The organism is Serratia sarumanii, from assembly GCF_029962605.1.
In the GTDB taxonomy this organism is placed as follows: domain Bacteria; phylum Pseudomonadota; class Gammaproteobacteria; order Enterobacterales; family Enterobacteriaceae; genus Serratia; species Serratia sarumanii.
This window is the reverse complement of record NZ_CP124750.1, coordinates 4462296-4486000: the sequence shown is the minus strand read 5'-3', so window position 1 is coordinate 4486000 and position 23705 is coordinate 4462296. Positions and strand designations below refer to the sequence as shown.

28 protein-coding genes are annotated in these 23705 nt (G+C 60.3%); 22 read left to right on the top strand and 6 right to left on the bottom strand.

What is annotated here, in order from left to right; all coding sequences use genetic code 11:
* Positions 1–11 precede the first annotated feature (11 nt).
* Together SSARUM_RS21335 and uriH are read right to left on the bottom strand one after the other, a co-directional pair.
* Entirely contained in the window at positions 12–1694 is a 1683-nt protein-coding gene (locus tag SSARUM_RS21335) for a PglL family O-oligosaccharyltransferase (protein WP_060430940.1), read from the bottom strand.
* 690 nt (positions 1695–2384) lie between these two features.
* Complete coding sequence (gene uriH, locus SSARUM_RS21330) at positions 2385–3326, bottom strand: uridine-preferring nucleoside hydrolase UriH (RefSeq protein ID WP_170310559.1); 942 nt, start codon at positions 3324–3326, stop codon at positions 2385–2387.
* 207 nt (positions 3327–3533) lie between these two features.
* Here uriH and SSARUM_RS21325 point away from each other — a divergent pair, with 207 nt between their 5' ends.
* Together SSARUM_RS21325 and SSARUM_RS21320 are read left to right on the top strand one after the other, a co-directional pair.
* On the top strand, positions 3534–3809 hold the full coding sequence (locus SSARUM_RS21325; protein WP_041036845.1) for a zinc ribbon domain-containing protein: 276 nt from the start codon (positions 3534–3536) through the stop codon (positions 3807–3809).
* Complete coding sequence (locus tag SSARUM_RS21320; RefSeq protein ID WP_060430942.1) at positions 3806–4150, top strand: hypothetical protein; 345 nt, start codon at positions 3806–3808, stop codon at positions 4148–4150. Before SSARUM_RS21325 ends, SSARUM_RS21320 begins: the two co-directional genes overlap by 4 nt.
* Here the strand turns inward: SSARUM_RS21320 and aaeR are convergent.
* A complete protein-coding gene (gene aaeR, locus SSARUM_RS21315; protein ID WP_033636163.1) occupies positions 4141–5052 on the bottom strand; it encodes an HTH-type transcriptional activator AaeR in 912 nt (303 codons plus the stop codon). The genes SSARUM_RS21320 and aaeR overlap by 10 nt on opposite strands.
* A gap of 314 nt (positions 5053–5366) precedes the next feature.
* On the opposite strand from aaeR, the gene aaeX reads away from it, so the two are divergent.
* The 5 genes from aaeX to SSARUM_RS21290 all read left to right on the top strand — a co-directional run bounded on the left by aaeX (position 5367) and on the right by SSARUM_RS21290 (position 9533).
* On the top strand, positions 5367–5570 hold the full coding sequence (gene aaeX / locus SSARUM_RS21310; protein WP_004936952.1) for a p-hydroxybenzoic acid efflux pump operon protein AaeX: 204 nt from the start codon (positions 5367–5369) through the stop codon (positions 5568–5570).
* Positions 5571–5577: 7 nt separating this feature from the next.
* Complete coding sequence (aaeA, locus tag SSARUM_RS21305) at positions 5578–6513, top strand: p-hydroxybenzoic acid efflux pump subunit AaeA (RefSeq protein ID WP_033648981.1); 936 nt, start codon at positions 5578–5580, stop codon at positions 6511–6513.
* A complete protein-coding gene (aaeB, locus tag SSARUM_RS21300) occupies positions 6513–8480 on the top strand; it encodes a p-hydroxybenzoic acid efflux pump subunit AaeB (RefSeq protein ID WP_039569416.1) in 1968 nt (655 codons plus the stop codon). The genes aaeA and aaeB overlap by 1 nt, the downstream gene beginning before the upstream one ends.
* Before the next feature lie 280 nt (positions 8481–8760).
* Positions 8761–9228: a ribonuclease gene (locus SSARUM_RS21295; RefSeq protein WP_033648983.1), complete on the top strand. Its 468-nt coding sequence runs from the start codon at positions 8761–8763 to the stop codon at positions 9226–9228.
* A 5-nt stretch (positions 9229–9233) separates the two neighbouring features.
* Positions 9234–9533 (top strand): barstar family protein, encoded by a 300-nt coding sequence (locus SSARUM_RS21290; RefSeq protein WP_004936963.1) that lies wholly within the window; start codon positions 9234–9236, stop codon positions 9531–9533.
* Between the two features lie 30 nt (positions 9534–9563).
* Here SSARUM_RS21290 and yjgA read toward each other — a convergent pair whose 3' ends face one another.
* On the bottom strand, positions 9564–10112 hold the full coding sequence (gene yjgA, locus SSARUM_RS21285; RefSeq protein ID WP_004936968.1) for a ribosome biogenesis factor YjgA: 549 nt from the start codon (positions 10110–10112) through the stop codon (positions 9564–9566).
* Between the two features lie 190 nt (positions 10113–10302).
* Between yjgA and SSARUM_RS21280 the strand changes: the two genes are divergently transcribed.
* From SSARUM_RS21280 to cybC, 4 genes are all read left to right on the top strand, one after another.
* The gene (locus SSARUM_RS21280; protein ID WP_033648984.1) at positions 10303–10665 is read left to right on the top strand and encodes a type II toxin-antitoxin system RelE/ParE family toxin; all 363 of its coding nucleotides are present in this window, start codon (positions 10303–10305) and stop codon (positions 10663–10665) included.
* Entirely contained in the window at positions 10649–10987 is a 339-nt protein-coding gene (locus SSARUM_RS21275; RefSeq protein WP_047570411.1) for a helix-turn-helix domain-containing protein, read from the top strand. The genes SSARUM_RS21280 and SSARUM_RS21275 overlap by 17 nt, the downstream gene beginning before the upstream one ends.
* 175 nt (positions 10988–11162) lie before the next feature.
* A complete protein-coding gene (gene pmbA / locus SSARUM_RS21270; protein WP_033648986.1) occupies positions 11163–12503 on the top strand; it encodes a metalloprotease PmbA in 1341 nt (446 codons plus the stop codon).
* Between the two features lie 138 nt (positions 12504–12641).
* Positions 12642–13028, top strand: coding sequence for a cytochrome b562 (gene cybC, locus SSARUM_RS21265; RefSeq protein ID WP_033636156.1), 387 nt, complete (start codon positions 12642–12644; stop codon positions 13026–13028).
* Between the two features lie 4 nt (positions 13029–13032).
* Here cybC and SSARUM_RS21260 read toward each other — a convergent pair whose 3' ends face one another.
* Positions 13033–13815: an AraC family transcriptional regulator gene (locus tag SSARUM_RS21260; protein WP_033648987.1), complete on the bottom strand. Its 783-nt coding sequence runs from the start codon at positions 13813–13815 to the stop codon at positions 13033–13035.
* A gap of 283 nt (positions 13816–14098) precedes the next feature.
* Between SSARUM_RS21260 and SSARUM_RS21255 the strand changes: the two genes are divergently transcribed.
* Genes SSARUM_RS21255 through SSARUM_RS21245 form a run of 3 tightly spaced genes read left to right on the top strand, consistent with a single transcriptional unit; the run spans position 14099 to position 17212 of the window.
* Complete coding sequence (locus SSARUM_RS21255; RefSeq protein ID WP_033648988.1) at positions 14099–15553, top strand: FAD/NAD(P)-binding protein; 1455 nt, start codon at positions 14099–14101, stop codon at positions 15551–15553.
* A complete protein-coding gene (locus tag SSARUM_RS21250; protein WP_033648989.1) occupies positions 15550–16431 on the top strand; it encodes a formyltransferase family protein in 882 nt (293 codons plus the stop codon). Before SSARUM_RS21255 ends, SSARUM_RS21250 begins: the two co-directional genes overlap by 4 nt.
* A complete protein-coding gene (locus SSARUM_RS21245) occupies positions 16424–17212 on the top strand; it encodes a sulfite exporter TauE/SafE family protein (protein ID WP_033636153.1) in 789 nt (262 codons plus the stop codon). The genes SSARUM_RS21250 and SSARUM_RS21245 overlap by 8 nt, the downstream gene beginning before the upstream one ends.
* A 37-nt stretch (positions 17213–17249) precedes the next feature.
* Here the strand turns inward: SSARUM_RS21245 and rnk are convergent, their stop codons facing one another.
* Positions 17250–17660, bottom strand: coding sequence for a nucleoside diphosphate kinase regulator (gene rnk, locus SSARUM_RS21240; protein WP_004936993.1), 411 nt, complete (start codon positions 17658–17660; stop codon positions 17250–17252).
* A 444-nt stretch (positions 17661–18104) separates the two neighbouring features.
* Between rnk and SSARUM_RS21235 the strand changes: the two genes are divergently transcribed.
* The 8 genes from SSARUM_RS21235 to dagF are packed head-to-tail and all read left to right on the top strand — an operon-like array spanning position 18105 to position 23637.
* Positions 18105–18431, top strand: coding sequence for a glycine dehydrogenase (locus SSARUM_RS21235; protein WP_089185451.1), 327 nt, complete (start codon positions 18105–18107; stop codon positions 18429–18431).
* A gap of 36 nt (positions 18432–18467) precedes the next feature.
* Complete coding sequence (locus SSARUM_RS21230) at positions 18468–18833, top strand: glycine-rich SFCGS family protein (protein ID WP_033636151.1); 366 nt, start codon at positions 18468–18470, stop codon at positions 18831–18833.
* Complete coding sequence (locus tag SSARUM_RS21225; RefSeq protein ID WP_033636150.1) at positions 18833–19129, top strand: DUF4312 family protein; 297 nt, start codon at positions 18833–18835, stop codon at positions 19127–19129. The genes SSARUM_RS21230 and SSARUM_RS21225 overlap by 1 nt, the downstream gene beginning before the upstream one ends.
* 30 nt (positions 19130–19159) lie before the next feature.
* Positions 19160–19936: a DUF4311 domain-containing protein gene (locus SSARUM_RS21220; protein WP_004937006.1), complete on the top strand. Its 777-nt coding sequence runs from the start codon at positions 19160–19162 to the stop codon at positions 19934–19936.
* An 11-nt stretch (positions 19937–19947) separates the two neighbouring features.
* The gene (locus SSARUM_RS21215) at positions 19948–20598 is read left to right on the top strand and encodes a DUF4310 family protein (RefSeq protein ID WP_033636148.1); all 651 of its coding nucleotides are present in this window, start codon (positions 19948–19950) and stop codon (positions 20596–20598) included.
* A gap of 60 nt (positions 20599–20658) precedes the next feature.
* Positions 20659–21798 carry an amidohydrolase/deacetylase family metallohydrolase gene (locus SSARUM_RS21210; protein WP_060430944.1) on the top strand — a complete coding sequence of 380 codons (1140 nt, stop codon included), beginning with the start codon at positions 20659–20661 and terminating at the stop codon, positions 21796–21798.
* The gene (locus tag SSARUM_RS21205; RefSeq protein WP_033636145.1) at positions 21782–22900 is read left to right on the top strand and encodes a DgaE family pyridoxal phosphate-dependent ammonia lyase; all 1119 of its coding nucleotides are present in this window, start codon (positions 21782–21784) and stop codon (positions 22898–22900) included. Before SSARUM_RS21210 ends, SSARUM_RS21205 begins: the two co-directional genes overlap by 17 nt.
* Positions 22897–23637, top strand: coding sequence for a 2-dehydro-3-deoxy-phosphogluconate aldolase (gene dagF, locus SSARUM_RS21200; protein ID WP_033648993.1), 741 nt, complete (start codon positions 22897–22899; stop codon positions 23635–23637). Before SSARUM_RS21205 ends, dagF begins: the two co-directional genes overlap by 4 nt.
* Positions 23638–23705 lie beyond the last annotated feature (68 nt).

The following is a 23705-nucleotide window of genomic DNA, read 5'->3' as shown; positions in this document are numbered from 1 at the left end:
CCTTATTCTTCCTATCTGAATCGCGCATCCCGCGCAAACAGGAAAGCGGCCTCCCGCAGGCGAGCGTCGGCTTCCGCCTGAGCCCCCTGATAGCGCAAGATCATGATTAGCGTGGCGTAGACGTTGGCATCGATGCGGCGTTGCAGATAGGCGTTGGCCCACTGCCGATAGCCGGTCAACAGGGCATCATCACGCGTTTGGTTATAGACCAGCAGCGCGTGAGATTGCTCGTCGAACGTTTTGCGCTCCCGGTAGATCCAGGCGGCCGGCGGCGGCATCTGCTCGATGCTGTCGATGGTGGCCAGCATGGTGCGCTCCGATTGGGTGAGCGCCATGCGCCCTTGCCAGGTGAAGACCGCCATCGCCAACACGCCGACTGCCGCCATCGCCACCGGCAGGCTCAGGGCTTTAGCGAACGGCAGGGGGCGCGGCTCGCCGGTTTGGCCGTCCAGCAGCGCCAGCAACAGCAGAAACACCAGCCAGTGCGGCGTAGACAGATAGAAAGGGTATTCCAACTGGGTGTGCACCAGCATCGGCAGCAGCACCAGGAACAGGCCGACGCGGGCACCGGCCGGTTGCTCGCGATCCCGTTGCCAGGCGCGTTTCAGCAGCAGCGCGCCGGCGACGAGGACGATAACGATCCCCGCCAGCGCCGGCAGGCCGCCCTCAACCCACCACAGCAGGATTTCATTGTGCGGATGCCCGGCGACTTCCAGCACTTCTCGCCAGGGCATTGCCTGTAGGCGGAAGTGCGCGAAGCTGTATTCAAAGCCGCCGTAGCCCCAGCCCAGCAGCGGTTTGGCCAGGATCATGGCGCCGACGTCATGCAGCATGGTGAGGCGCGCACTATTGGAAAGCTCCCGACCGATCAGACCCGCGCGGCCATCCAGGCCGAAACCGGTGAACAACACCGTGGTGCCGATCGCCACGCCCAACAGCAGCGCGCCGCCGGCCCAGCAGCTTGCGGCCGGGCGCTGGCGGGCAAAGCGCCACAGCAGCAGCGCCGCCGCCAAGGCGCCGCCCAGCCAGGCGGCGCGCGACTGGATCAGCACCAGCAGAGCGGAGAAAGCGACCAGTAGCGCGAGCAACGGGAGCTGCCGACGCCACGTTGGCGCAGAGAGAGGGGCAAGCAGCAGCCACAGCGCCAAAGCCAGACCGGTAGCGATAAAGCTGCCCAGCACGTTCGGTTGCTGGAAGACGCCGTAAACGCGGCTGCCATTGGGGGCCACCCAGGCCAAAATTGGGGCGAACAGCTGCAGAGCTGCCAATAGCGCCTGAACGCCGACGGCGAACAGCAGGCCGTACAGCAACAGCTCGCGCTGCCGGGGAGTTAGGCGCAGCTGCAGGCAGGCAACATAGAACAGCCAACCGCCGAACAAACCGGCGCAGCGCCACAGGGTATCTTCGCGCCATTCGGGGCGGGTATACAGCAGTGGCAGCGCCAGCACGGCGATGCCGAGCAATAACAGGTGTGCGGTAGGAGTCAGCGAAAGACGGGCGTGGCCGAGGCAAACGCTGAAGGTCACTATCAGCGTGGTGAGTGCCATGGCGCCCCAAGCCAGAATATTTTGCGGCAGCGCCAGGCCGCCGCCGCCCATGTTGGGGTGATAAAACGGCAGGATCGCCGCCATCCAGATCAGCAGCAGGGGCAGCACGGCGATAGCCGGCGCGTTAATGGCGGTTTTATCGGTCATGGTGAACCTGCCATGTTTCGATATCGATCATTGAATGCATATTATTAGGATTCCCTATCCTTATCCTGGTGTTTAAATTCGCTGAAGCTTCAATACCTAAAATTTTTTATGGAAATTGAAAAGACTTCCTATTGAAGCGATAAATAAATTTTTCCTCTGTTAGCGCGGGGGCGGCTTATATAAAAAGGGGTAAGCCGTATTTCAGTTGCCTGCAAAGGGTGTTTTATTTGTTTGAAAAAACAGGGTTGTCATTTTCTCAAATTCACCTTGCTCCAGTCAATTTTTAATCTTTTATTTTATTTTTATATTTAAATCAAGGCATTGGGATTTTTTGTGCGTAGTAAAACGCCGTGTGTGCGACAACGAACGCCTGGACCGACAGGCGATGTAGCCAATAAGATAAGCATTTTCTTGTTAAATCGTTGTTGCCAATGACGGCGCGGCGATCGTGGTTTTATTTACCGCTGTTTTTTATTTTTATTTTATATTTTCTTTATTGAGCCTGTATTTATTTTTATTGAGACTCTTCTTGTTTTTATTGGTTGTTTTTAAATTTTATTTAACTCCATTTTATTAAGATTGTTCTGTTACTGTGGAAATAAAGGGGTGATGATCCCCCTATCCCTGTTGCCGTGCCGCAAGACGGATTAACGCGCCTGTAAAAGCGCGTTAATCCACGCTTCACAGACCTCACTCCACTTCGCTAATCCGTTCCAGCGCATCCACCACCAGATCCCAGAATTTATCCTGATCCAGTTTGACCGCCACCTGGGTGTGGCAGTCCGGCGGCGGCGGCGCGCGGAAGTCCGCGACCGTCATGCCCAGCGTCAGGGTGCCGGTGAGTTCGATATCCACCGGCGCTTTGCGCACCGTCATCACGCTCGGATCGATCACGTAGGCGACGGCGCAAGGATCGTGTACCGGCGGGGCGCTGAAGCCCTGCGCCTGTTGGTACATACGGCCAAAGAATGCCAGCAGTTCGCCGACGAAGGCGGCCGGCCGGGTGCCGAGGGCGGCGATGCGCGCGCAGACTGCCGGCGTGGCCAAAGCCTGGTGGGTAAGATCCAGCCCGACCATGGTCAGCGGCCATTTTTCGTTAAACACGATGTGCGCCGCCTCGGGATCGATTTTGATATTGAACTCCGCCACCGCGCTCCAGTTGCCCACATGGTAGCCGCCGCCCATCAGCACCACTTCCTTGACCCGCTCGGCAATGCGCGGCTCTTTGCGCACCGCCATGGCGATATTGGTCAGGCCGCCGGTCGGCACCAGCGTTACGCTGCCGGGCGGGTGGGCCATCACCGTATCGATGATCAGATCCACCGCGTGGCGCGAGTCCAGCTGCAGGTGGGGTTCCGGTAGCACCGGGCCATCGAGGCCGGAATCGCCGTGGATATCGGGCGCCACTTCGATATTGCGCACCAGCGGGCGCGGGCAGCCGGCGGCGAAGGGCACGCCGGTGATATTGGCGATGCGCGCCACCGCCAGCGCGTTGCGCGTCACTTTGTCCAGCGTCTGATTGCCCACCACGGTGGTGACCGCCAGCAGGTCGATCTGCGGATTGCCCCAGGCCAGCAGCAGGGCGATGGCGTCGTCATGCCCCGGGTCACAGTCCAGTATGATTTTTTTCATGATTATTCCTGATGCAGGGAGAGGTTCCCGCAGCATAACGCAGCGCGGCGGCGTGGGATAATGCCGATGGTGCTTTTGTTAACGGCATCAAAGCCTTGCCACTTTTACGATGTAATGAAACGTAAAGCCTGCTCGCCGGGCTTTACCCTGGAGGTTACTCCAGGGTTTACAGTGAGCTTCAGCGTCAATGCACAGAGGAGAGGCGGGATGAGCTTACTGAAAAGGTTGTTGGGGCAAGGCGGTATTAACCGCGGTCATCAGCGCGCGGGCCACGGCGGCGGGCATCATGGCAACCGCTATAACCAGCATGGCGAGCCGGGGCCGCAGTGTCCGGAATGCCGGGCGGTGAATAAATCGGGCGCGCGTTATTGCCACCGCTGCGGTCAGCCGTTTGCCGCGCTGAGCGCCACCTGCGGCCAGTGCGCCGCGCCGCTGCCGCCGGGCAGCCGCTTTTGCCCGCAGTGCGGCGGCGGTGTGCCGTGAACCGGGGCGGTTGGACGCTAGCGTTGCTGCTGGGCGCCATGGCGCTATGGACGCTGCTGGCCTGGGGCGTAGCCGGCGTGCTGGCCTGGCTCCCGGCGTTGGCGGAAGCGGCCGGCGGCGTATCGCTGCCGGTGAACAGCGCGCTGAGCCTGGTGCCGCAGGCGGTGCTGGACGCCTGGCTGCCGTGGCTGAAACAGCTGGGCAGCTGGCTGGCGAGCTATTTTCCTCTGCTGCTGAACTGGGCCGGCTACGCCGTCTGGCTGCTGTGGGGCCTCGGCATGCTGGCGCTGATGCTGCTGGGCGCGCTGGCGCACCGCTATTTGAGCGCCGCTCAGCGATAGCCCTGATAGACCGCCGCCACGCGTTCGAAATAGTCGGTTAGGTAGTTGATGCACACCTGCACCTTCAGCGGCAGTTTGTCCTTCTCGGTATAGAGCGCGTAGATCGGCCGCGGATCCGAATGGTAGCTTTTGAACAGGATCTCGATCTCGCCGCGCTTGATCTCTTCGATCACCCACATCAGCGGGGCGTAGGCGATGCCGGCGCCGTTTTTCAGCCAACGGATCATGGTGGAGGAGTCGTTGGTGACGAAGCGCCCCTGCGGGGAAATGCGCGTGGTGATGCCCTCCGGCGACATCAGTTCAAATTCGCTGTCGGGCCGCACGCTGTACTCCAGCCAGGAAAAGTTGACCATGTCGCTCGGCTTTTGCGGCGTGCCGTGCTGGCTGAGGTAGCTTTTGGCGGCGCACACCACCATCGGCATCTGCCCCAGGCGGCGGGAGAACAGGCTGGAGTCCTGCAGCTCACCGGTGCGGATCACCAGATCCAGCCCGTCGGTGATCAGATCCGGCGCCGGAATGCCGGTCACCAGGTTGACCGTCAGGCCAGGGTACTCTTTCATCATCTCGGCGGTCATGTTCGCCAGCACGTTTTGCGCCATGGTGGATGAGCTGCCGATGCGCAGCGTGCCGGCGGGGGTATTGTTAAACGCATACAGCTGCTCATGCACTTCGCTGACTTCCTGCAGCATGCGTCGGCAGCCCTGATAGTAGATTTTGCCGGCCTCGGTCAGGCCGATGCTGCGCGTGCTGCGGTTCAACAGCTTGACCTGCAGCTCATTTTCCAGTTTCGAGACGGTTTGGCTGATCGATGAAACGCTCATGCCGAGTTGGCGCGCGGCCGCGGTAAACGACCCGAACTCAACCACTTTGGCGAATACCGACATCCGTTTTAATCTTTCCATTATTCACTCTGGCTTAAAAGTGATTTAGATCACAGATTGTTGATGCCTTGATAGTAAGCAGGCTAATATAACGTGGTCGGGTGAATAGACCTTACCAACGTGCGAGAGCGATCGGCAACGCAATCCTGCCGCTCCTCCGGCACCCTCGCAATCCCTGTCGTGGATGTCTGCCCCAAAGTTTAACCTTTTTTCGGGTTCGTGACCTGGACAAGCTGCCTGGTCAAGATTTGTGGCGCGCGCACGCTAAAATGTAAAGAGAATGTGAATGGCGAGACCTGTCTTTCCCCGGCGCAGTGAACAATAAGGAAAAAGTGATGAGTTTGCTTCCGGTTATGGTCATCTTCGGACTGTCGTTTCCGCCGGTGTTTTTCGAGCTGCTGGTGTCGCTGGCGCTGTTTTTCCTCTTGCGCCGCCTGCTGCAGCCGACGGGGATTTACGATTTTGTCTGGCATCCGGCGCTGTTTAACACCGCGCTGTATTGCTGCTTGTTTTATCTGATTTCATGTCTTTTTGTTTGAGGTCGCTGTGAAAAATTTTTCGATAAAAATAACCCGAATCGCGATCACTTTGATTCTTGTGCTGCTGGGCATCGTCGCGGTATTCAAGGCCTGGGTGTTTTACACCGAGTCGCCGTGGACGCGTGACGCCAAGTTCACCGCCGACGTGGTGGCGATCGCGCCGGACGTCAGCGGCCTGCTGACCGACGTGCCGGTGGTGGATAACCAATTGGTGAAGAAAGGGCAGGTGCTGTTCGTGGTCGATCGGCCGCGCTATGAGCAGGCGCTGGCGCAAGCCAGTGCCGACGTCGCCTACTATCAGACGCTGGCGGCGGAAAAGCGGCGCGAGGCCGGCCGCCGCGTGAAGCTGGGCGTGCAGGCGATGTCGCAGGAAGAAATCGACCAGTCGAACAACTCGCTGCAGACCGTGCAACACCAGCTGGCGAAGGCCGTGGCGACGCGTGAGCTGGCGCAGCTGGATCTGGAACGCACCACGGTGCGCGCTCCGGCCGATGGCTGGATCACCAACCTCAACGTACACGCCGGCGAATACATCACCCGCGGTTCGGTGGCGGTGGCGCTGGTGAAGAAAGACTCCTTCTACATCCTGGCCTATCTGGAAGAAACCAAGCTGAACGGCCTGAATAAGGGCGATCGTGCGGAGATCACCCCGCTCGGCAGCAACCGCATCATGCATGGCACCGTCGACAGCGTGGCGGCGGCGGTGAACAACAGCAGCAGCACGGTGAACAACAAAGGATTAGCCTCGATCGACAGCAACCTGGAGTGGGTGCGCCTGGCGCAGCGCGTGCCGGTGAAGATCCTGCTGGACGCCAAGGACCAACAGCATCCGTACCCGGCCGGCACCACCGCCACCGTGGTGATCGTCGGCAAGAACGATCGCAATGCCGACAGCGGCTCGCCTTTTGTGCGCCTGATGCACCGGCTGCGTGAGTTCGGCTAATGAACAGCCCAACCTTTATCCGGCTGAGATTCGCCTTCAAGCTCAGCTTCGCGATTGTGTTTGCGCTGTTCGTCGGCTTCCATCTCAATCTGGAAACCCCGCGCTGGTCGGCGATGACTGCCGCCATCGTCGCCGCCGGCCCGGCCTTTGCCGCCGGCGGTGAACCCTTCTCCGGCGCCATCCGCCACCGCGGCTGGCTGCGCATCATCGGCACCTTTATCGGCTGCTTCGTCGGCCTGCTCATTATCATCACCACCGCCCGCGCGCCGGTGGTGATGCTGCTGTTGTGCTGCATCTGGGCCGGTTTCTGCACCTGGCTCTCTTCACTGATCAAGGTCGAGAACTCCTACGCCTGGGGCCTGGCCGGCTATACCGCGCTGATCATCATCGTGACGGTCGCCACCAGCGAGGCCCATCTGCTGGAAGCGCCGCAGTTCGCCATCGAGCGTTGCAGCGAGATCGTGCTGGGCATCGTCAGCGCCGTATTGGCGGATCTGCTGTTCTCGCCGCGTTCGATCAAGCAGGATATCGATCGGGCGGTGGATCAGCTGCTGGTGGATCAATATCGCCTGATGCAGATGTGCATCAGCAACGCCGACAAAGAAGACATCGACCGCGCCTGGAGCAATCTGGTGAAGAGCACCACGGCGCTGGACGGCATGCGCAACAACCTGATGATGGAGTCTTCGCGCTGGCAGAAGGTCAATCGCCGGGTGAAGGCGCTGCATACCCTGTCGCTGACGCTGATTACCCAGGCTTGCGAAACCTACCTGATCCTGTTGAATCACCCGGACGCGCTGCAAGCGAGCCTGCGGGAACAGCTGATGGTGCCGGCGGAAACCCCGCAGGAGATCCACAGGCGCATGAAGCTGTTGCGCCAGGTGCTGACCACGCATCGCTCCGAAGAAACGCTGCCGACCCTCACTGGCTGGGTCGGCGCGGCAACGCGCTACCTGCTGCTGTCGAAGGGCGTACACACCAACGGCAGCATCAGCGCGGTGGAAGAGGACGTGTTGAGCAATGAAACGGTGGTCAAGCCGACCTCGGCGGAAGGGCATCATGCGATGATCAACGGCCTGCGCACCTTTGTGGCCACGGCGTTCGGCTGCCTGCTGTGGCTGTGGACCGGCTGGACGTCCGGCAGCGGCTTTATGGTGATCATTGCGGTAATCACCTCGCTGGCGATGCGCACCCCGGCGCCGCGCATGGTGGCGATGGATTTCGTGCTGGGCATGCTGGCGGCGATCCCGGTCGGCTCCCTGTTCTTCATGGTGATCCTGCCGGCGACACAGCAGAGCATTTTGCTGCTGTGCCTCAGCCTCGGCCTGCTGGCGTTTTTCATCGGCATCGAGGTGCAGAAGCGGCGGCTCGGTTCGCTGGGGCTGCTGGCAGGGACCATCAACATTCTGGTGCTGAGCAACCCGATGGAGTTCAACGTCACCCAGTTTCTCGACGGAGCGCTCGGCCAGTTCCTCGGCAGCTGCGTCGGGCTGATGGTGCTGCTGTTGATCCGCGACAATTCGCGCGAACGCACCGGCCGCACGTTGCTCAACCAGTTCGTCAGCAGCGCGGTGTCGGCGCTGACCACCAAGGCGGCGCGCCGTCGGCAGAACCACCTGCCTGCGCTGTATCAGCAGCTTAACCAGCTGCTGATGATGTTCCCGAACGACATCGCCAAATATCGTCTGGCGCTGAACCTGATCATCGCCCACCAGCGCATGCAGCGGGCGGAGATTCCGGTCAGCGAAGAGCTGTCGGCCTTCCACCGCCAGATCCGCAGCACCGCCGATCGGGTGGTCTCGGCCAAAAACGACGTCAAGCGCGCCTATTACTACGATCGCTTGCTGGGTGAAATGAACGAGTACCAGCAAAAATTGGTAGACAATCAGGCGCCGCTCAGCGTCACCGGGCCGGTGAAGCGCCTGGCCGACATGCTGCATCGCTATCGCCACGCCTTGATCGATTGATGCGTTCCCGCCTGTTGCGCCGCGTTGTGCGGCGCCTTCCCCGACTATACTGAAAGCAGCGCCTGGCACGGCGGGCCGTCTCATGTGGTGCGGCCCCTTTTCAGAGCGACTCCGAGTGCCAGAACGGCTGGAAAGTGGCATCATTGTCATGAATGGATGAAACTCTTACCGCCGCGAAAATGTGACGTGCCGGTCATCTTAGTTTCATCCAGGTCGACTATATAGCTAACTAGCCTGGGGGCGCTGCGGTGCCTTCGGCGGCATAATTTCAGGGAATGTCATGAACAAGCGGATTCTGTTGGCGATTGTCATCGCCGTGGTCATCGCCGTCTTCAGCGCGCTGCGCGGCAACGAGCACCGTGCGATCGACGGCAACCCGGCGGTGGCCCAAGCGCCGGCGGGACAGCAGCAGAGCATCGATCGGCTCACGCAGCAGCAAACGGTGGTGAGTTACCTGCAGCAGCATCAGCGGCTGCCGGGCTATTACGTCACCAAGAAGCAGGCGCGCGAGCAGGGCTGGGATCCGCGTTCAGGCAACCTCTGTGCGGTATTGCCGGGCAAGGCGATTGGCGGCGATCGGTTCTCTAACCGTGAAGGGCAACTGCCGAGCGCCGGCGGCCGGGTCTGGCGCGAAGCGGACATCAATTATCAGTGTGGCCGGCGCGGCGCCGATCGCCTGCTGTATTCGAGCGACGGTCTGATCTTCGTCACGCGCGACCATTACAAAAACTTCATTCGTGTGGAGTGAGTTTGATGGCAAAAGTAGAGTTTGATTTCGAACAGATCCAGGATGTGCCGACCTTCTACCGCGATTTCGCGCACAAGTTTGCGCTGGACGAGGGGTTCGGCGCCAACCTCGACGCGCTGTGGGACGTGGTGACCGGCGATATCGGCCTGCCGGTGGAAATCGAGTTCACTCACCTGAATGCCCGCAGCAAGCGTCGTTTCGGCGCGATCATTCTGCTGTTTGAAGAGGCGGAAGAAGAGCTGGAAGGCAGCCTGCGTTTCAATATCCGCGAAAGCAGCGGCGAACCGGCCCATCACCGGGGATGAAATGGGTTCATCCCGGGATGGCGGCGGCGCTTAGTCGGCCGCTTCGGCCAGCTCGCGCAGGTATTGGAAGATCTGGCGGTAAGCCTTAGGCGGCTTGTTGGCGGCCTTCTCTTTCTGCGCGTTGCGCACCAGTGAACGCAGCTGTTGGCGATCGGCGGCCGGATACAGATCCAGGATCGACGGAATCACGTCATCGCCTTCTTCCACCAGACGGTCGCGCAGCGCTTCCAGCTTGTGGAACAGCGAAACCTGCTGGTTGTGGCGGTTTTTCAGCTTGTCGAGCGCGGTCTGGATCGGCTCGATATCGCGGGCGCGCAGCATCTTGCCGATCAGCTGCAGCTGACGGCGACGGCCCTCTTTCTTGATCTTCTGCGCCAGCTCGATGGCGGCGCGCAAATCTTCGTCCAACGGGATGCGATCCAGCGCGTTTTTGCCCAGATCGACCATTTCGGCCCCCAGGTCTTTCAGCGCTTCGGCATCACGTTTAATCTCACTTTTACTGACCCAGATAATCTCGTCATCGTCCTCGTTTTCATTCTCCGGGACATCGTCGAGCCAGTCTTCAGGCTGTTTGTTCATGGTAGGCTCCGTTAAAAAGAGGCTAATCCTAACAGGTTGTCCGGCAACCCGCCAATTGCGTGCCTTGAGCAAACTGAGTATAGCTGCCACGTTGGGGGATTATCGCGCCTGGCTGCCCGTCTTGGGAATTTGCACGGTTGTTTTTATCACCCTGTCTGTATAAAATTTTATACAAAAGGAGGTGATATTCATGGATGATGGCATCGAGAAAGCCATTGATTGGCGTGGCTCATCGCTAGAGGATTTGCTGGCCTTCCCAATCGATGCGCGAAAAGCGGCAGGATTTGAACTGAGTAAAGTGCAAAGAGGTCTGGAACCCGGTAATTGGAAACCGATGGCCAACTGCGGAAGCGGCGTTATCGAAATCCGTTTATATGCCATCGGTGGGGCATTCAGGGTGGTCTATGTGGCAAAGTTCAGCGAAGCGATCTATGTCTTGCACAGCTTTCAGAAGAAGGCGGAGAAAACCAGCCGCCACGATATTCAGATAATCAAAGCGCGTTATGACGCGGTCATTAATGAGCGGAGTAAAGGTCATGACCAAGCCGATTGATATCGATTCGCGCCACGTTACGCCCGCAGGCGGCAATGTGTTTGCGGATCTTGGATTTTCCGCCGACGAGGCTCGGCAATTGCAAGCGCAGTCCAATGCGGAAATTGCGCAGCTTATCGCACTGAAAAAACAGCTGATGGGTGAGATCAGCGCGTGGATTGAGGAAGAAGGTTATCGCCAGGAGGAGGCGGCGCGTTATCTGCACACTTCCCGGCCGCGCGTGTCCGACGTGGTGAATCAGAAAACCGAGAAGTTCACGCTGGATGCGTTGGTCAACATGATGGCGAATATTGGCAAGTCGGTAAAACTGATCGTCGAGTGATGCACGGCTTTTGCATGTTATCCCGGCTTTGCCGTTCGGCTTTATGCGAAATTCAACGCGGTTCCTGTTAGACTCAACGGCAGAGATCTCAGGATTTTTGCGCGCCGCTCCGCGTGCACAACTACGCCGCTCCGGCACTTTTCTCAACGATTTTCTGATTAATTATGGCAGATTGATGAAAGTAGTCACTCAAGTTGCAGAACAGCGCAAGGCGCTGGAACAGGCCGTTTCTCAGGCGCTGGAGCTGGCCCGCGCCGGTTCCGACGCGGCGGAAGTCGCGGTCACCAAATCGACCGGCATCAGCGTCAGCACCCGCTTCGGCGAGGTGGAAAACGTCGAGTTCAACAGCGATGGCGCGCTGGGCATCACCGTGTATCACCGCCAGCGCAAAGGCAGCGCCTCTTCCACCGATCTCAGCCCGGACGCCATCGCCCGCACCGTACAGGCGGCGCTGGATATCGCGCGCTACACCTCTGAGGATCCTTGCGCCGGCCCGGCGGAGAAAGATCTGCTGGCGTTCGAGGCGCCGGATCTCGATCTGTTCCACCCGATCGAGCTGGACGCCGAGCGCGGCATCGAGCTAGCGGCGCGCGCCGAGCAGGCTTCGCTGGCGGCGGACAAGCGCATCACCAACACCGAAGGCGGCAGCTTCAACAGCCACTACGGTATCAAGGTGTTCGGCAACAGCCACGGCATGCTGCAAAGCTACTGTTCCAGCCGCCACTCGCTGTCCAGCTGCGTCATTGCTGAGCAGGACGGCGATATGGAGCGGGATTACGCTTACACCATCGGCCGTGCGATGGGCGATCTGCAAAGCCCCGAGTGGGTGGGGCAGGAGTGCGCCCGCCGCACGCTGGCGCGTCTCGCGCCGCGCAAACTGTCGACCATGAAGGCGCCGGTGCTGTTCGCCTCCGAGGTGGCCACCGGGCTGTTCGGTCATCTGGTGGGCGCCATCAGCGGCAGCAGCGTTTACCGCAAATCGACCTTCCTGCTGGACTCGCTCGGCAAGCAGATCCTGCCGGCGTGGCTGACCGTCGAAGAGCATCCGCACCTGCTGAAAGGGCTGGCGTCGACGCCGTTCGACAGCGAGGGCGTGCGCACCCAGCGGCGCGATATCGTCAAGGACGGCGTGCTGCAAACCTGGCTGATGACCAGCTACTCGGCGCGCAAGCTGGGCCTGCACAGCACCGGCCATGCCGGCGGCATCCATAACTGGCGCATTGCCGGGCAGGGCGCCGACTTCGCCGGCATGCTGAAACAGCTTGGCACCGGCCTGGTGGTCACCGAGCTGATGGGCCAGGGCGTCAGCGGCGTCACCGGCGATTACTCGCGCGGCGCCGCCGGTTTCTGGGTGGAAAACGGCGAGATCCAATATCCGGTCAGCGAGATCACCATCGCCGGCAACCTGAAAGACATGCTGCGCAACATCGTCAGCGTCGGCAGCGATATCGAAACCCGCAGCAATATCCAGTGCGGTTCGGTGCTGCTGCCGGAAATGAAGATCGCCGGTCAGTGATCCGCGGCGCGGCCGGCGCCCGCCGGCCGCGCGTTATCCAGTCTTAACCTTGCTTACAAATCTCCGGTTTCGGTTTTGCCCGGCCTTGCCTATGGTAACGGTGGGTTAATTAAAACAATAACTGGAAGGTGAGCAAACATGCAGAATACCCTGAAAGCGCTGGCGGCGTTGACGCTGCTGGCAGCCAGCTCGCTGGCGGTCGCCGCCGATCTGGGCGACGATATGGACACCCTGGCAGAAAACTACAAAACGGTGCTGAATACCGATTCCGCCGCCACCCTCAAACAGAGCCTGCAAAACATGCGCGCCGCCGCGCAGGACGCCAAACAGGGCACCCCGCCGAAGCTGGAAGACAAAGCCGCCGACAGCCCGGAGATGAAAGATTTTCGTCACGGGCTGGATACCCTGATCGGCCAGATCGATCAGGCGCTGGCGCTGGCCAATCAGGGCAAAGTCGCCGAAGCGAAGCAGCTGGCGCAGGGCTTCAAGCAAACCCGCGACGCCAACCACAAGAAATTCCGCTAACCCGTCAACCGTCGCGCCCGTCTTCCGTCAGATAGGAGGAGGGCGCCTGCCCCAGCACGCGGCGAAACATGGTTGAAAACGCCGCGCTGCTGTCATATCCCATCTCCATCGCCACCTGCGTTACGCTGCGCCCTTCGGCCAGCAGCGCCAACGCCAGCACCACGCAGGCGCGCTGGCGCCATTGCGAAAACGGCAGGCCGGTCTGCGCGCGAAAGAAGCGGCTGAAGGTGCGAATGCTCATGTACAGACGAGGGGCCCACCGCTGCGCGGAGTCGTGAGCGTCGGGGTGCTGCAAAAAGGCGCGGCACAGCTCGCCCAGCCGGGAATCGGCGGGCAGCGGGATGTGCAGGGGCAAGGGCTGCAGCCGAGCCAGCTCATGCAGCAACAGCGTCGCCAGCGCTCCGTCGCGCCCCTCTTGTGCATACTCCAGCGGCATATCCACCGCCGCCATCAACAGCTGGCGCATCAGCGGGGTGACGCTGACCACCTGACAGACCTGCGGCCGTTCGGCGGGCAACGCGCCGGGTTCGAGATACAGGCTGCGGGTGGTGACGCCGACCATCCTCACCGCGTGCGGCATCTGCGGCGGCAGCCACACTGCGTGCTGCGGCGGGACGACCCAATTGCCTTGCTGCGTGAAAACGTGCATGACGCCGGTGGCGCCGTACAACAACTGCGCGCGCCGGTGGCTGTGCATCGGCAGCAGGTGCCCCGGCGGATAATCGGTGCCGATGGCGATCACCGCGCGCGTTACGTGGTCGATGTCATCAATGCGGACGTTGCGCATGTGTTCCCTTTGGCGGGCAGATTGGCCGAAACGCAATGATAGTTGGCCTTTCATATAAAGCAAGCCAACGGCCGTCGCCCTACTATCGGAGCAGAAAAATAACGCTTGTTCGGGGCGCCGCTATTTTATCGGCCATATAGCCCGTGCAAGTTTTCACACCGGGGTGGGACGAAGATTTTCGTTCTCGCAATACAAGAAGTTAATAAGGAATAAATCGTCTTTTTATTCCAACACCTGAAGCAATAGTTCTTAGCGCAGTTCAATGACTATAAGGTGATATTTCATGTATAAGTTCGGTGTGGTTGGCGGCGGAGCCGCCGGGATCGCTTTTGCGTATAACTTTATAAAAAATAAGTCGGTTAATCATTGCAAAAGGCCGCTTTCCCTGACGGTGTTCGACAAGCAGGGCTTCAAGGGCGGTATGGCATACAGCAGCGATTTTGACAGCCATATATTAAATATGACGCCGGAAAATATGTCGGCGGATATTTTCGACGATGCGCACTTCGTCGATTGGATCACCATGCATTTCCCACAGTTTTGCCAGGATCGTTATCCGCCGCGCTGGCTGTATCGTGAATATCTCGATTTTATTCGCGACATGACGATTTATATGGCGGCGGACAGCAACGTAGCGCTGAATTTCATAACCGCCGAAGTGAATGCCATCGCGCCGCTGGAAGCCGACTACCGGCTGACCACCACCTGTGGCGGCGCCGAACAGATGAACGCGCTGGTGCTGTGTTCGGGGCACAACCCGCCGGAATGTCTCTATCCGGTGGATGGGGTGATCGCTTATCAGGCCCACCAGGATCTGCCGCCGATCAACCCTTATTCGAGCATCGGCGTGATCGGCTGCAGCCTGACGGCGATTGACGCCATCGTTGAGCTGATGGAGCGCCTGGGGGCGACCGACATCTGCGCCCTGTCGCGCTCGGGCCTGTTCCCCAGCGTGCAGCCGGCGCTGATGCGTCCGCCGCCGGAGGCGTTTGTGGAGGGGGTGCGGCGCTTTGTCGCCGGCCGCGATTTCATTGACGCGCACCAGCTGGTGCATGCGATCAACGCCGCGCTGGCGCGCCACTATCCGGGGCCGGAGCGGTTGACGGTGCTCTCGGCGCTGGGGGAAAGGCGCGATTGTTACCGCGATCTGGCGGAAAGCCTCGATCGCGCGCGTTTTGCCCGGGAGCATATCTGCAGCTATCTGGCGGCGATCCACCCGGCGGTGTGCGCCGCCTGGGTCAAGATGGATGCCAACAACCGGCAGGTCTTCATGCGCTTTTACAACTCCTCCTGGATGCGCAATCGGCACGCCATGCCGATCAAGAACGCCAACAAGATCGTAGCGGCGTTGGAGAGCCAACGCCTGCGCGCCTGTGGCGGCCTGGCGGATATCAGCAAGGGAACGGACGGGTTTATCCTTCGTTGCCATGAGGCGCGGGTACATGCGCAGTATCTGTTCAACTGCACCACGCCGTCCTATCAACTGCCGCCCAACCGTCTGAGCCAGCAACTGCTGCAAGACGGGCTGGTGCAAGAGAACCTGTTCGGCGGCGTGAAGTGCAACCCGCACACGCTGAAAATCGCCGACCGACGCGGCCGCGAGCAGCATCTCTACTCGCTCGGCGCGCCTGCCAAGGGCGATCTTTTTTACACCTCGGCGATGGAGTCCATCACGCGAGATATCAGCAAGATCGTGTTCAACAACCCTATTTTCAACGCAAAGAAGGCTGAAGCATGAAAAACGTAGCGCTCTTTGTCGGCAACGACATTTTCTCCTGGCTGGTGTGTCAGGATCTGATCGCCACCCTGAAGGGCGAGTGTGCCTTTACGGTGTATTTCCCCCTGGCGAAAAGCGCCGGGCGCACGCAGGAGCCGGCGGTTCGCCGCCTGGGGCTGTATGAGCGCGAAGTGCTGAACGATTTCGTGTTCCCGTTCGTTGGCCGCAACGCCGCCGCCTGCGAGGGGGCCTATCAGCCGCCGGCCCTGTTCCTGGCCGCCGCCGGGGTCAAAGCGCATCGCGTTCTCGACATCAATGACGCCGCGTTTATCAGCAGCCTGGGGCATATGGATGGGGTGATCTCCCTGCGCTGTTATCAGAAATTCTCCGCCGACTATGTGCGCGCCTTCAGCCGACGTGGCAAGCTGCTGTGGAACCTGCATCCGGGGGACTTGCCGCGTTATCGCGGGGTGATGACGCTGTTCCGCGCGTTGATGAACGGTGACAGGGACTGTGCGGTAACGCTGCATGAAATGGATGAGCACTGGGATGCCGGCCCGGTTATCGCCCGCCTGCCCGCCGAGCTGCGTCACGATCTGTCGTTCCTGGAAAACATGATGCTGTTGGGCGTGCAGAGTGGCTCCTTCCTGGCGCGTCAGCTGATGCGGGCGGAGCACAGCGAAGCGATAGCGGCGGAAAAGCAGGGCGATTCGCGCTATTGGGGCTTCCCGGACGCGCAGACGCTGGCGCAGGCGGAACAGGCGGGCATTGAGCTGGTGGACCATGACGCCGTGCGCGAGCAGTATCTGGGGCTGTTCGTCGGCGATCGTTTCCACCCGCTGGCGGGGCAGTTCTGCGCCGGGTTCGACGACTTCGTGCGGGCGCACGGCCATGATTGAAACCTTGATTGTACTGGGTGCCGGTTTTCTGACCGGCATCACCACCATTCTGTTCGGCTTCGGCGGCGGCTTTGTGGTGGTGCCCTTCGTCTATCACCTGATCTCCGCGTCGGGCGAGCAGCCCGGCCAGGCGATGCATATCGCGGTGGCGACCTCGACGGCGGTGATGATCCTCAACGCGAGTTACGCCACGCTGACCAACTGGCGCAGCGGCAACCTACTGCGCGAAACCATCGTGCCGCTGATCTTTTTCATCGGCATCGGCGCGGCGCTGGGCGCGTTCGCCTCCTCGCTGCTGGCGGACGGCGTGATCCGCGGGCTATTCGTGGCCTATATGGCGGTGACCATCGCCGACTGTCTGTTCCGCCGGGGTTTTTTGATCAAACCGGCGCGCGCCGAACTTTCCCCCGCCACGCTGTGGGGCGGCGGGCCGCTGATCGGCGGCATCGCCACCCTGCTGGGGGTGGGCGGCAGCGTGATGACGGTGCCGCTGCTGCGCCGCCATGGCTACGACATGAAGTATTGCGTCAGCGCCGCCAACCCGCTGTCGATCCCGGTGGCGGTGATCGGCGCGCTGATGTATATCGTGTTAGGGTGGCGCGAGATGAGCGGGCCGCAGTATCTGGGCTACGTCAATCTGAACGTTCTGGGGCTGCTGGTGGTGGCGGGGATTGCGGGGATCGTATTTGCCAGGCGCTGTTTGCCTAAGGTGAGCGATGCGCTGCATGCCAAAATCTACGTGCTGCTGCTGATCGCCGTGCTGATCGCTATCTGCGTTTGAAACAGAAAGGGCGGCCGGATGCCGCCCTGAGAACCGCTTAACGGTGGTATTCGCCCGCCGCTTCCGGCTGGTACAGCAATTCCAGCACTTCAATCCGCGCTTCTTCACCGTTCGGCAATTGCCAGGAAATCTGCTTGCCGACGTGCATGCCGAGCAGCGCTGCGCCCAGCGGCGCCATCACCGACAGCTGATCATGGCTGTCTTTCAGCGATGCCGGGTAAACCAGCGTGCGCACGTGCTCTTCATCGGTGTGCAGATCGCGAAAACGCACGCGGCTGTTCATGGTCACCACGTTGGCCGGCATTTTCTCCGGCGGCAGGATTTCCGCGCGATCCAACTCGTCGTTCAGCGCGGCGGCGACGTCGGTGTTGGCAAAGGCCGGTTGTTCCAATAGCGCATCCAGGCGTTCCGCATCCAGCTCATTAATAGTAATGATGGGTTTGGTCATTCCACTCTCCAGTCAAATCAAAGGGTGCCAGTCTGTGCACCCATAAATTCGGAAAAACAACACAAAGCAACACCCCCGCGCCAGAGGAGCGGGGGTGTGGGTAATGTCGATTTGTCCCATTGATAGTAGGCGGTTGGGACGAGAAAAGAAAGAGATCCCGATCACGAAGGCTTTTATCGTCAATTGTGGCGAAAGAAACGGTTAGCCCGGTTATCTATTTGTTATCTCATTAACTTTTTCACCGCAGCGCCGTTTTGCGAAATGGATCCCCGCGCGTCATGCGATTTCCACTTCGAACTGGAAAAAACCGGTCTACACAGAAAATCCTACCGGGGGTAGGGTAAAGACATCACAGAAAGCGGGTTATTCAGGTGATGCGCTTTACGGCTTACTGATTAATGTGGGATCTAGGGGTACTGAAAAGTGAATGATGGATCTGCTTCGATAAAAGAAATTGAACAATCCGATGTCAGCGCAGCCGGTGAGATCACCGCTCGGGTGTTGGCGGATATTGCCGCGATGCTGAATGCTGAAAATATTTATACCAATGCGGTGCAGCAACAGATGCTGGAATCGCATATTCGCGCCATGGTGCTGCGTTCAATAACCGGCGAGCCGTTGCCGGAGGTGGATAAATCGTTGTTCGACGAAATCTCCGCCGAATCCATGCAAATGGCGGAGCGCGTGGTGAATCAGTTTGGCACATTGCCTATCGAAGAAGCCTATTTATTGTCAGTGCACTTCGAAGTGGCGAAAGATAATAACGCATAGCGGTTAACGCATCGATTTCAATCAGGAGAATATACCATGGGTCAAATTACCGTAGTGATCGGCGATCGTTTGGGTAAAGGGCAAAAAGTCGGCCAGGGCGTTGAAAACGCAGGCGGAAAAGCGGTGGTTATCCCCGGCGTGGCGGCGGATATGAAGCTGGGTGACGTCATGAAAGCGGAAAACGCGCAGCTGGGCATCTCTTTTTGCGGCAGCGGCGGCGCCGGCGCGATTACCGCGCAAACCAAACACGGCTACAAAGCCAAATACGGCATGCGTTCGGTGGAAGAGGGCGTGACGGCAATTAACGAAGGCTGCAACGTGCTGGGCTTCGGCTTTATGGATAAAGAAGAGTTGGGCCAGAAATTGGTGGAAGCCTACATCAAAAAACATGGCAATCCATAATGAAAGAGCAATATACCACATCGGTAAAGGTGGAGGGTAAAGGCGACAGCAAAGCGAAAGCTTTTGCTTCCGCCTTGGCTAATGTGCAGGGTGCGGTATTAAAGTCCACCAACAATATTCTGCTGCGTATCGAGCCGCAGGACGTCAGCGTCGTGAGAGCGGAAGAGAAAATAACTAAAGAGAAATTTCTTTTCTTCTTTTTGCCGCGTGAAAGAAAGAGCTATGCCGTTTCTTTGGAAATAACCGTGAACGTAACCATTATCAATACCGAGAAGGTTGTCTTCGTCACGAAATAAAAACGTTAGCATAAATGAAAGGGTATACTGATGTTTTTAATCATCTTATTTAAATCGATTATTATCGGTGGGCTGGTGGGGGTCGGCGTAGGGGCCGGCGCCGCACGCATGTTCCACGCGCCGACAACACAGGGCATGGGGGCGTTTCGCACCCTGGGCGAGCTGAATTCCTGCGAGGGCGATCCGGCTTCCCACTTCTCATTCGGTCTGGGCTTCTTCTTCAACGCCTGGGCGTCTTCCGTGGCGGCGGGTTCCTTCACGCAGGACGTCGACCACCGCATCATCCCGCACTGGGGCGCGGCGGCCCTGATGGTCAAGAACCGCAATCTGGCGCAAACGCTGCACGATCCGAAAAAAATGGCCATCGCCTGCGGCATCATCGGCATGCTGGTGGTGGCCTTCCTCAATACCACCGCTTCCGCCGTGCCGGCCGCGCTGCAGGTCACCGCGATCAAGGTGCTGGTGCCGGCGGCCAACCTGCTGGTGAACACCGTGATGCCAGTGATCTTCTGGCTGGCGGCGATCGACGCCGGGCGCCGTTCCGGCTTCTGGGGCACCATCTTCGGCGGCCTGGCGCAGCTGATCATGGGCAACGCCGTGCCGGGCCTGGTGCTGGGCATTCTGATCGGCAAAGGCGTGGAAGAGAGCGGCTGGAACAAGATCACCAAGATCATGATGGCGGTGATCGTGCTGCTGTTCGTGCTGAGCGGCTTCTTCCGCGGCTTCGACATGAAAGTTCTCGAGTCCTTCAGCCTCGGCGTGCCGGGCTGGCTGGACGCCATTCACAACACCCTGAGCGGTAAATAAGGAGCGGGATGATGGAAGAGCAAACCCAAAAAGGCTTCTGGTACGCCGACTGGTCATTCCCGATTTTTGTTGGCCTGCTGTCCTCCGGCGTGTTCGCCGGGACGCACATGTATTACCTGTACGGCATCGGCGCCTTTAACGAAGTGGCGTTCGTTTCCATGCTGCGGGCGGGGATGGATACCGGCGTATACGGCGCGGTGGCGGCGTTCGGCGCCAGCTTCCTGTTCGCGCGCATCATCGAAGGCTCGCTGGTGGGCATCCTGGACATCGGCGGCGCGATCCAGACCGGCGTTGGGCTGGGCGTGCCGGCGCTGCTGCTGGGAGCCGGCATCGTGTTCCCGGTCGCCAACTTCGCCGCTTCGCTGGTGACCGGCCTGGTCATCGGCCTGGCGATCGGTTACGTGATCATCCTGGCGCGCAAATTCACCATCAATCAGAGCAACTCCACCTACGGGGCGGACGTGATGATGGGCGCGGGCAACTCGTCGGGCCGTTTCCTCGGGCCGTTGATCATCCTGTCGGCGATGACCGCCTCGATCCCGATCGGCATCGGTTCGCTGCTCGGCGCGCTGCTGTTCTATATCTGGGGTAAACCGATCACCGGCGGAGCGATCCTCGGCGCGATGATCCTGGGGGCGATCTTCCCGGTAGCCATTTCTTGAGAGGCCTGCGCCAGGTGCCGCCCGATGCGGCGGCGCCCGGGCTAACAGGAGCAATGCGGTATGTATGACTTAGTAATCAGAGGCGCCAGACTGGCGGACGACACGCTGATCGATCTGGCGGTGAAAGACGGCAAAATCGCCTCGGTGGGGCGGCTGGCGGCGGACGTCAGCGCCGTTCGCCAACTGGATCTGGCGGGCAACTGCCGCCTGAGCGCCGGTTGGATCGATGCGCACGTGCACTGCTATCCCGACTCGCCGATTTACCATGACGAGCCGGATCGGGTCGGCGTCGCCAGCGGCGTCACCAGCGTGGTCGATGCCGGCAGCACCGGCGCCGACGATATCGACGCCTTTTATCAGCTGACGCGCAGCGCCAAAACCAACGTGTTCGCCTTCCTCAACATCTCGCGCATCGGCCTGCTGCGGCAGAACGAGCTGGCGGAGTTGACGGACATCGACAAGCGCGAGGCTGGCCAGGCCATCGCCAACCATCCCGGTTTCATTATCGGCATCAAGGCGCGCATGAGCAGCAGCGTGGTGGGCAAGAACGGCACCCGGCCGCTGGTGTTGGCCAAAGAGATCCAGTGGGAAAACCGCCAGCTGCCGCTGATGGTGCATATCGGCAACAACCCGCCGAATCTGGACGAGATCGCCGATCTGCTGACCCGTGGCGACATCATCACCCACTGCTACAACGGCAAACCGAACCGCATTCTGACGCCGGCGGGCACGCTGCGCGAGTCGATCCAGCGCGCGCTGCGGCGCGGCGTGTTGCTCGACGTGGGGCACGGCACCGCCAGCTTCAGCTTCGAGGTGGCGCGCCAGGCGATCAAGCTGGGCATTTTGCCGCACACCATCAGCTCCGATATTTACTGCCGCAACCGCATAAACGGGCCGGTGCACAGCCTGGCGACGGTGATGTCCAAATTTTTCAGCGTCGGCCTGACGCTGCCGCAGGTGATCGCCTGCGTGACGGAGAACGCCGCGTCGGCGCTGCAGCTCAGCGGCAAAGGGCGGCTGGAGCCGGGCTATGACGCCGATTTCACGCTGTTTGAACTGCGCCGCGAACCGCAGGTGTTCGCCGACGCCGAAGGGCAAACCGCCGAGGGCGAACAGCTGTTGGTGCCGCTGGCCGCGGTGGTGGCCGGGGAAATCCTATTAACCGAACAAGGGGAGGCAAGCCATGTCTTCGATTTATGAAAAATACGGTTTGAAGCAGGTGATCAACACCTCCGGCCGCATGACCATTCTCGGCGTTTCCACGCCGCGCCAGGATGTGATCGACGCCGTTGACTACGGCCTGAATCACTATTTCGAAATCAAGGATCTGGTCAACAAGACCGGCGCCTACATCGCCGATCTGCTCAACGTGGAGGACGCGGTGATCGTTTCCTGCGCCTCGGCGGGCATCGCCCAGTCGGTGGCGGCGGTGATCGTCAAAGATAACGCCAATCTGCTGGTGAACCTGCACTCGGCGCCGATCGCCGTGCCGCGTGAGATCGTGTTGCCGCGCGGCCACAACGTCAACTTCGGCGCGCCGGTGGACACCATGGTGGCGCTGGGCGGCGGCAAGGTGGTGGAAGCGGGCTACGCCAACGAATGTTCGCCGGAGCAGATTGAAGCCTGCATCACGCCGCAGACGGCGGCGATCCTGTACGTCAAATCGCACCACTGCGTGCAGAAAAGCATTCTGTCCGTCGAACAGGCGGCGGTGGTGGCGCGCAAGCATAACCTGCCGCTGATCGTCGACGCCGCGGCGGAAGAAGATCTGATGTGTTACTACCAGATGGGAGCCGATCTGGTGATCTACAGTGGCGCCAAAGCCATCGAGGGGCCGACCAGCGGCCTGGTTATCGGCAAGAAACAGTACGTCGAGTGGGTGAAGCTGCAGTCCGGCGGCATCGGCCGGGCGATGAAGGTCGGCAAAGAGGGCATCCTCGGCCTGACGCAGGCGATCGAAAGCTATCTGACGCTTGAGAAAACCACCGGGCAACAGATGGTGGCGCGGATGACGCCGTTCCTCGACAGCCTCAACACCCTGACCGGCGTCAGCGCCAGAACCGTCTGGGACAGCGCCGGCCGCGATATCGCCCGCGCCGAGATCGCCTTCGACGAAGCGGTGCTGGGGCGGTCGACCTATGACATCGTCCAGGCGCTGAAAACCGGCGACATCGCCATCTACTTCCGCGGCTACAAGGCCAACGAGGGCAAGATTGAGGTCGACGTGCGCAGCGTCGATGAGCAACAGCTGATGACCGTCTTTACCTGTATCAAAAACCTGTTTACGGAGAAACAAGCATGAAGCTGCAGCCTAACTACTATCGCGACCGCGTCTGCCTGAACGTGCTGGCCGGCTCCAAAGCCAATGCGCAGGACATCTACGCCGCGGCGGAAGGCCATGTGCTGGTGGGCGTGCTCTCCAAGAACTACCCGGACGTCGACAGCGCGGTGACCGACATGCTGCGCTATGCGCGCCTGATCGAAAACGCGCTCTCGGTCGGCCTGGGCGCCGGCGATCCGAAGCAGTCGGCGATGGTCAGCCTGATCGCTCAGCAGGTGCAGCCGCAGCACGTCAACCAGGTGTTTACCGGCGTTGGCGCCAGCCGCGCGCTGCTGGGCCAGAACGACAGCGTGGTCAACGGCCTGGTGTCGCCAACCGGCCGCGTTGGCTGGGTGAAGATCTCTACCGGCCCATTGAGCGCCGCGGCGCCGGACGGCATCGTGCCGGTGGAAACCGCCATCGCCCTGCTGAAAGACATGGGCGGCAGCTCCATCAAGTATTTCCCGATGGGCGGCCTGAAGTGCAAGGACGAATATCAGTACGTAGCCAAGGCCTGCGCCGAGCATGACTTTATGCTGGAGCCGACCGGCGGCATCGATCTGGAGAACTACGAGCCGATCGTCGAGATCGCGCTGGCGGCCGGCGTGAAACGCGTGATCCCGCATATCTACAGTTCGATCATCGACGCCGCCAGCGGCGATACGCGCCCACAGGACGTGAAAACTCTGCTGGCGATGACCAAAAAGCTGGTGGGCTGAACGCGCAATGGGATGAGGTAAAGGCTGGGAGGCGAAGGCTTTCCCCTGGCGCGGCATGCCGCGCCGTT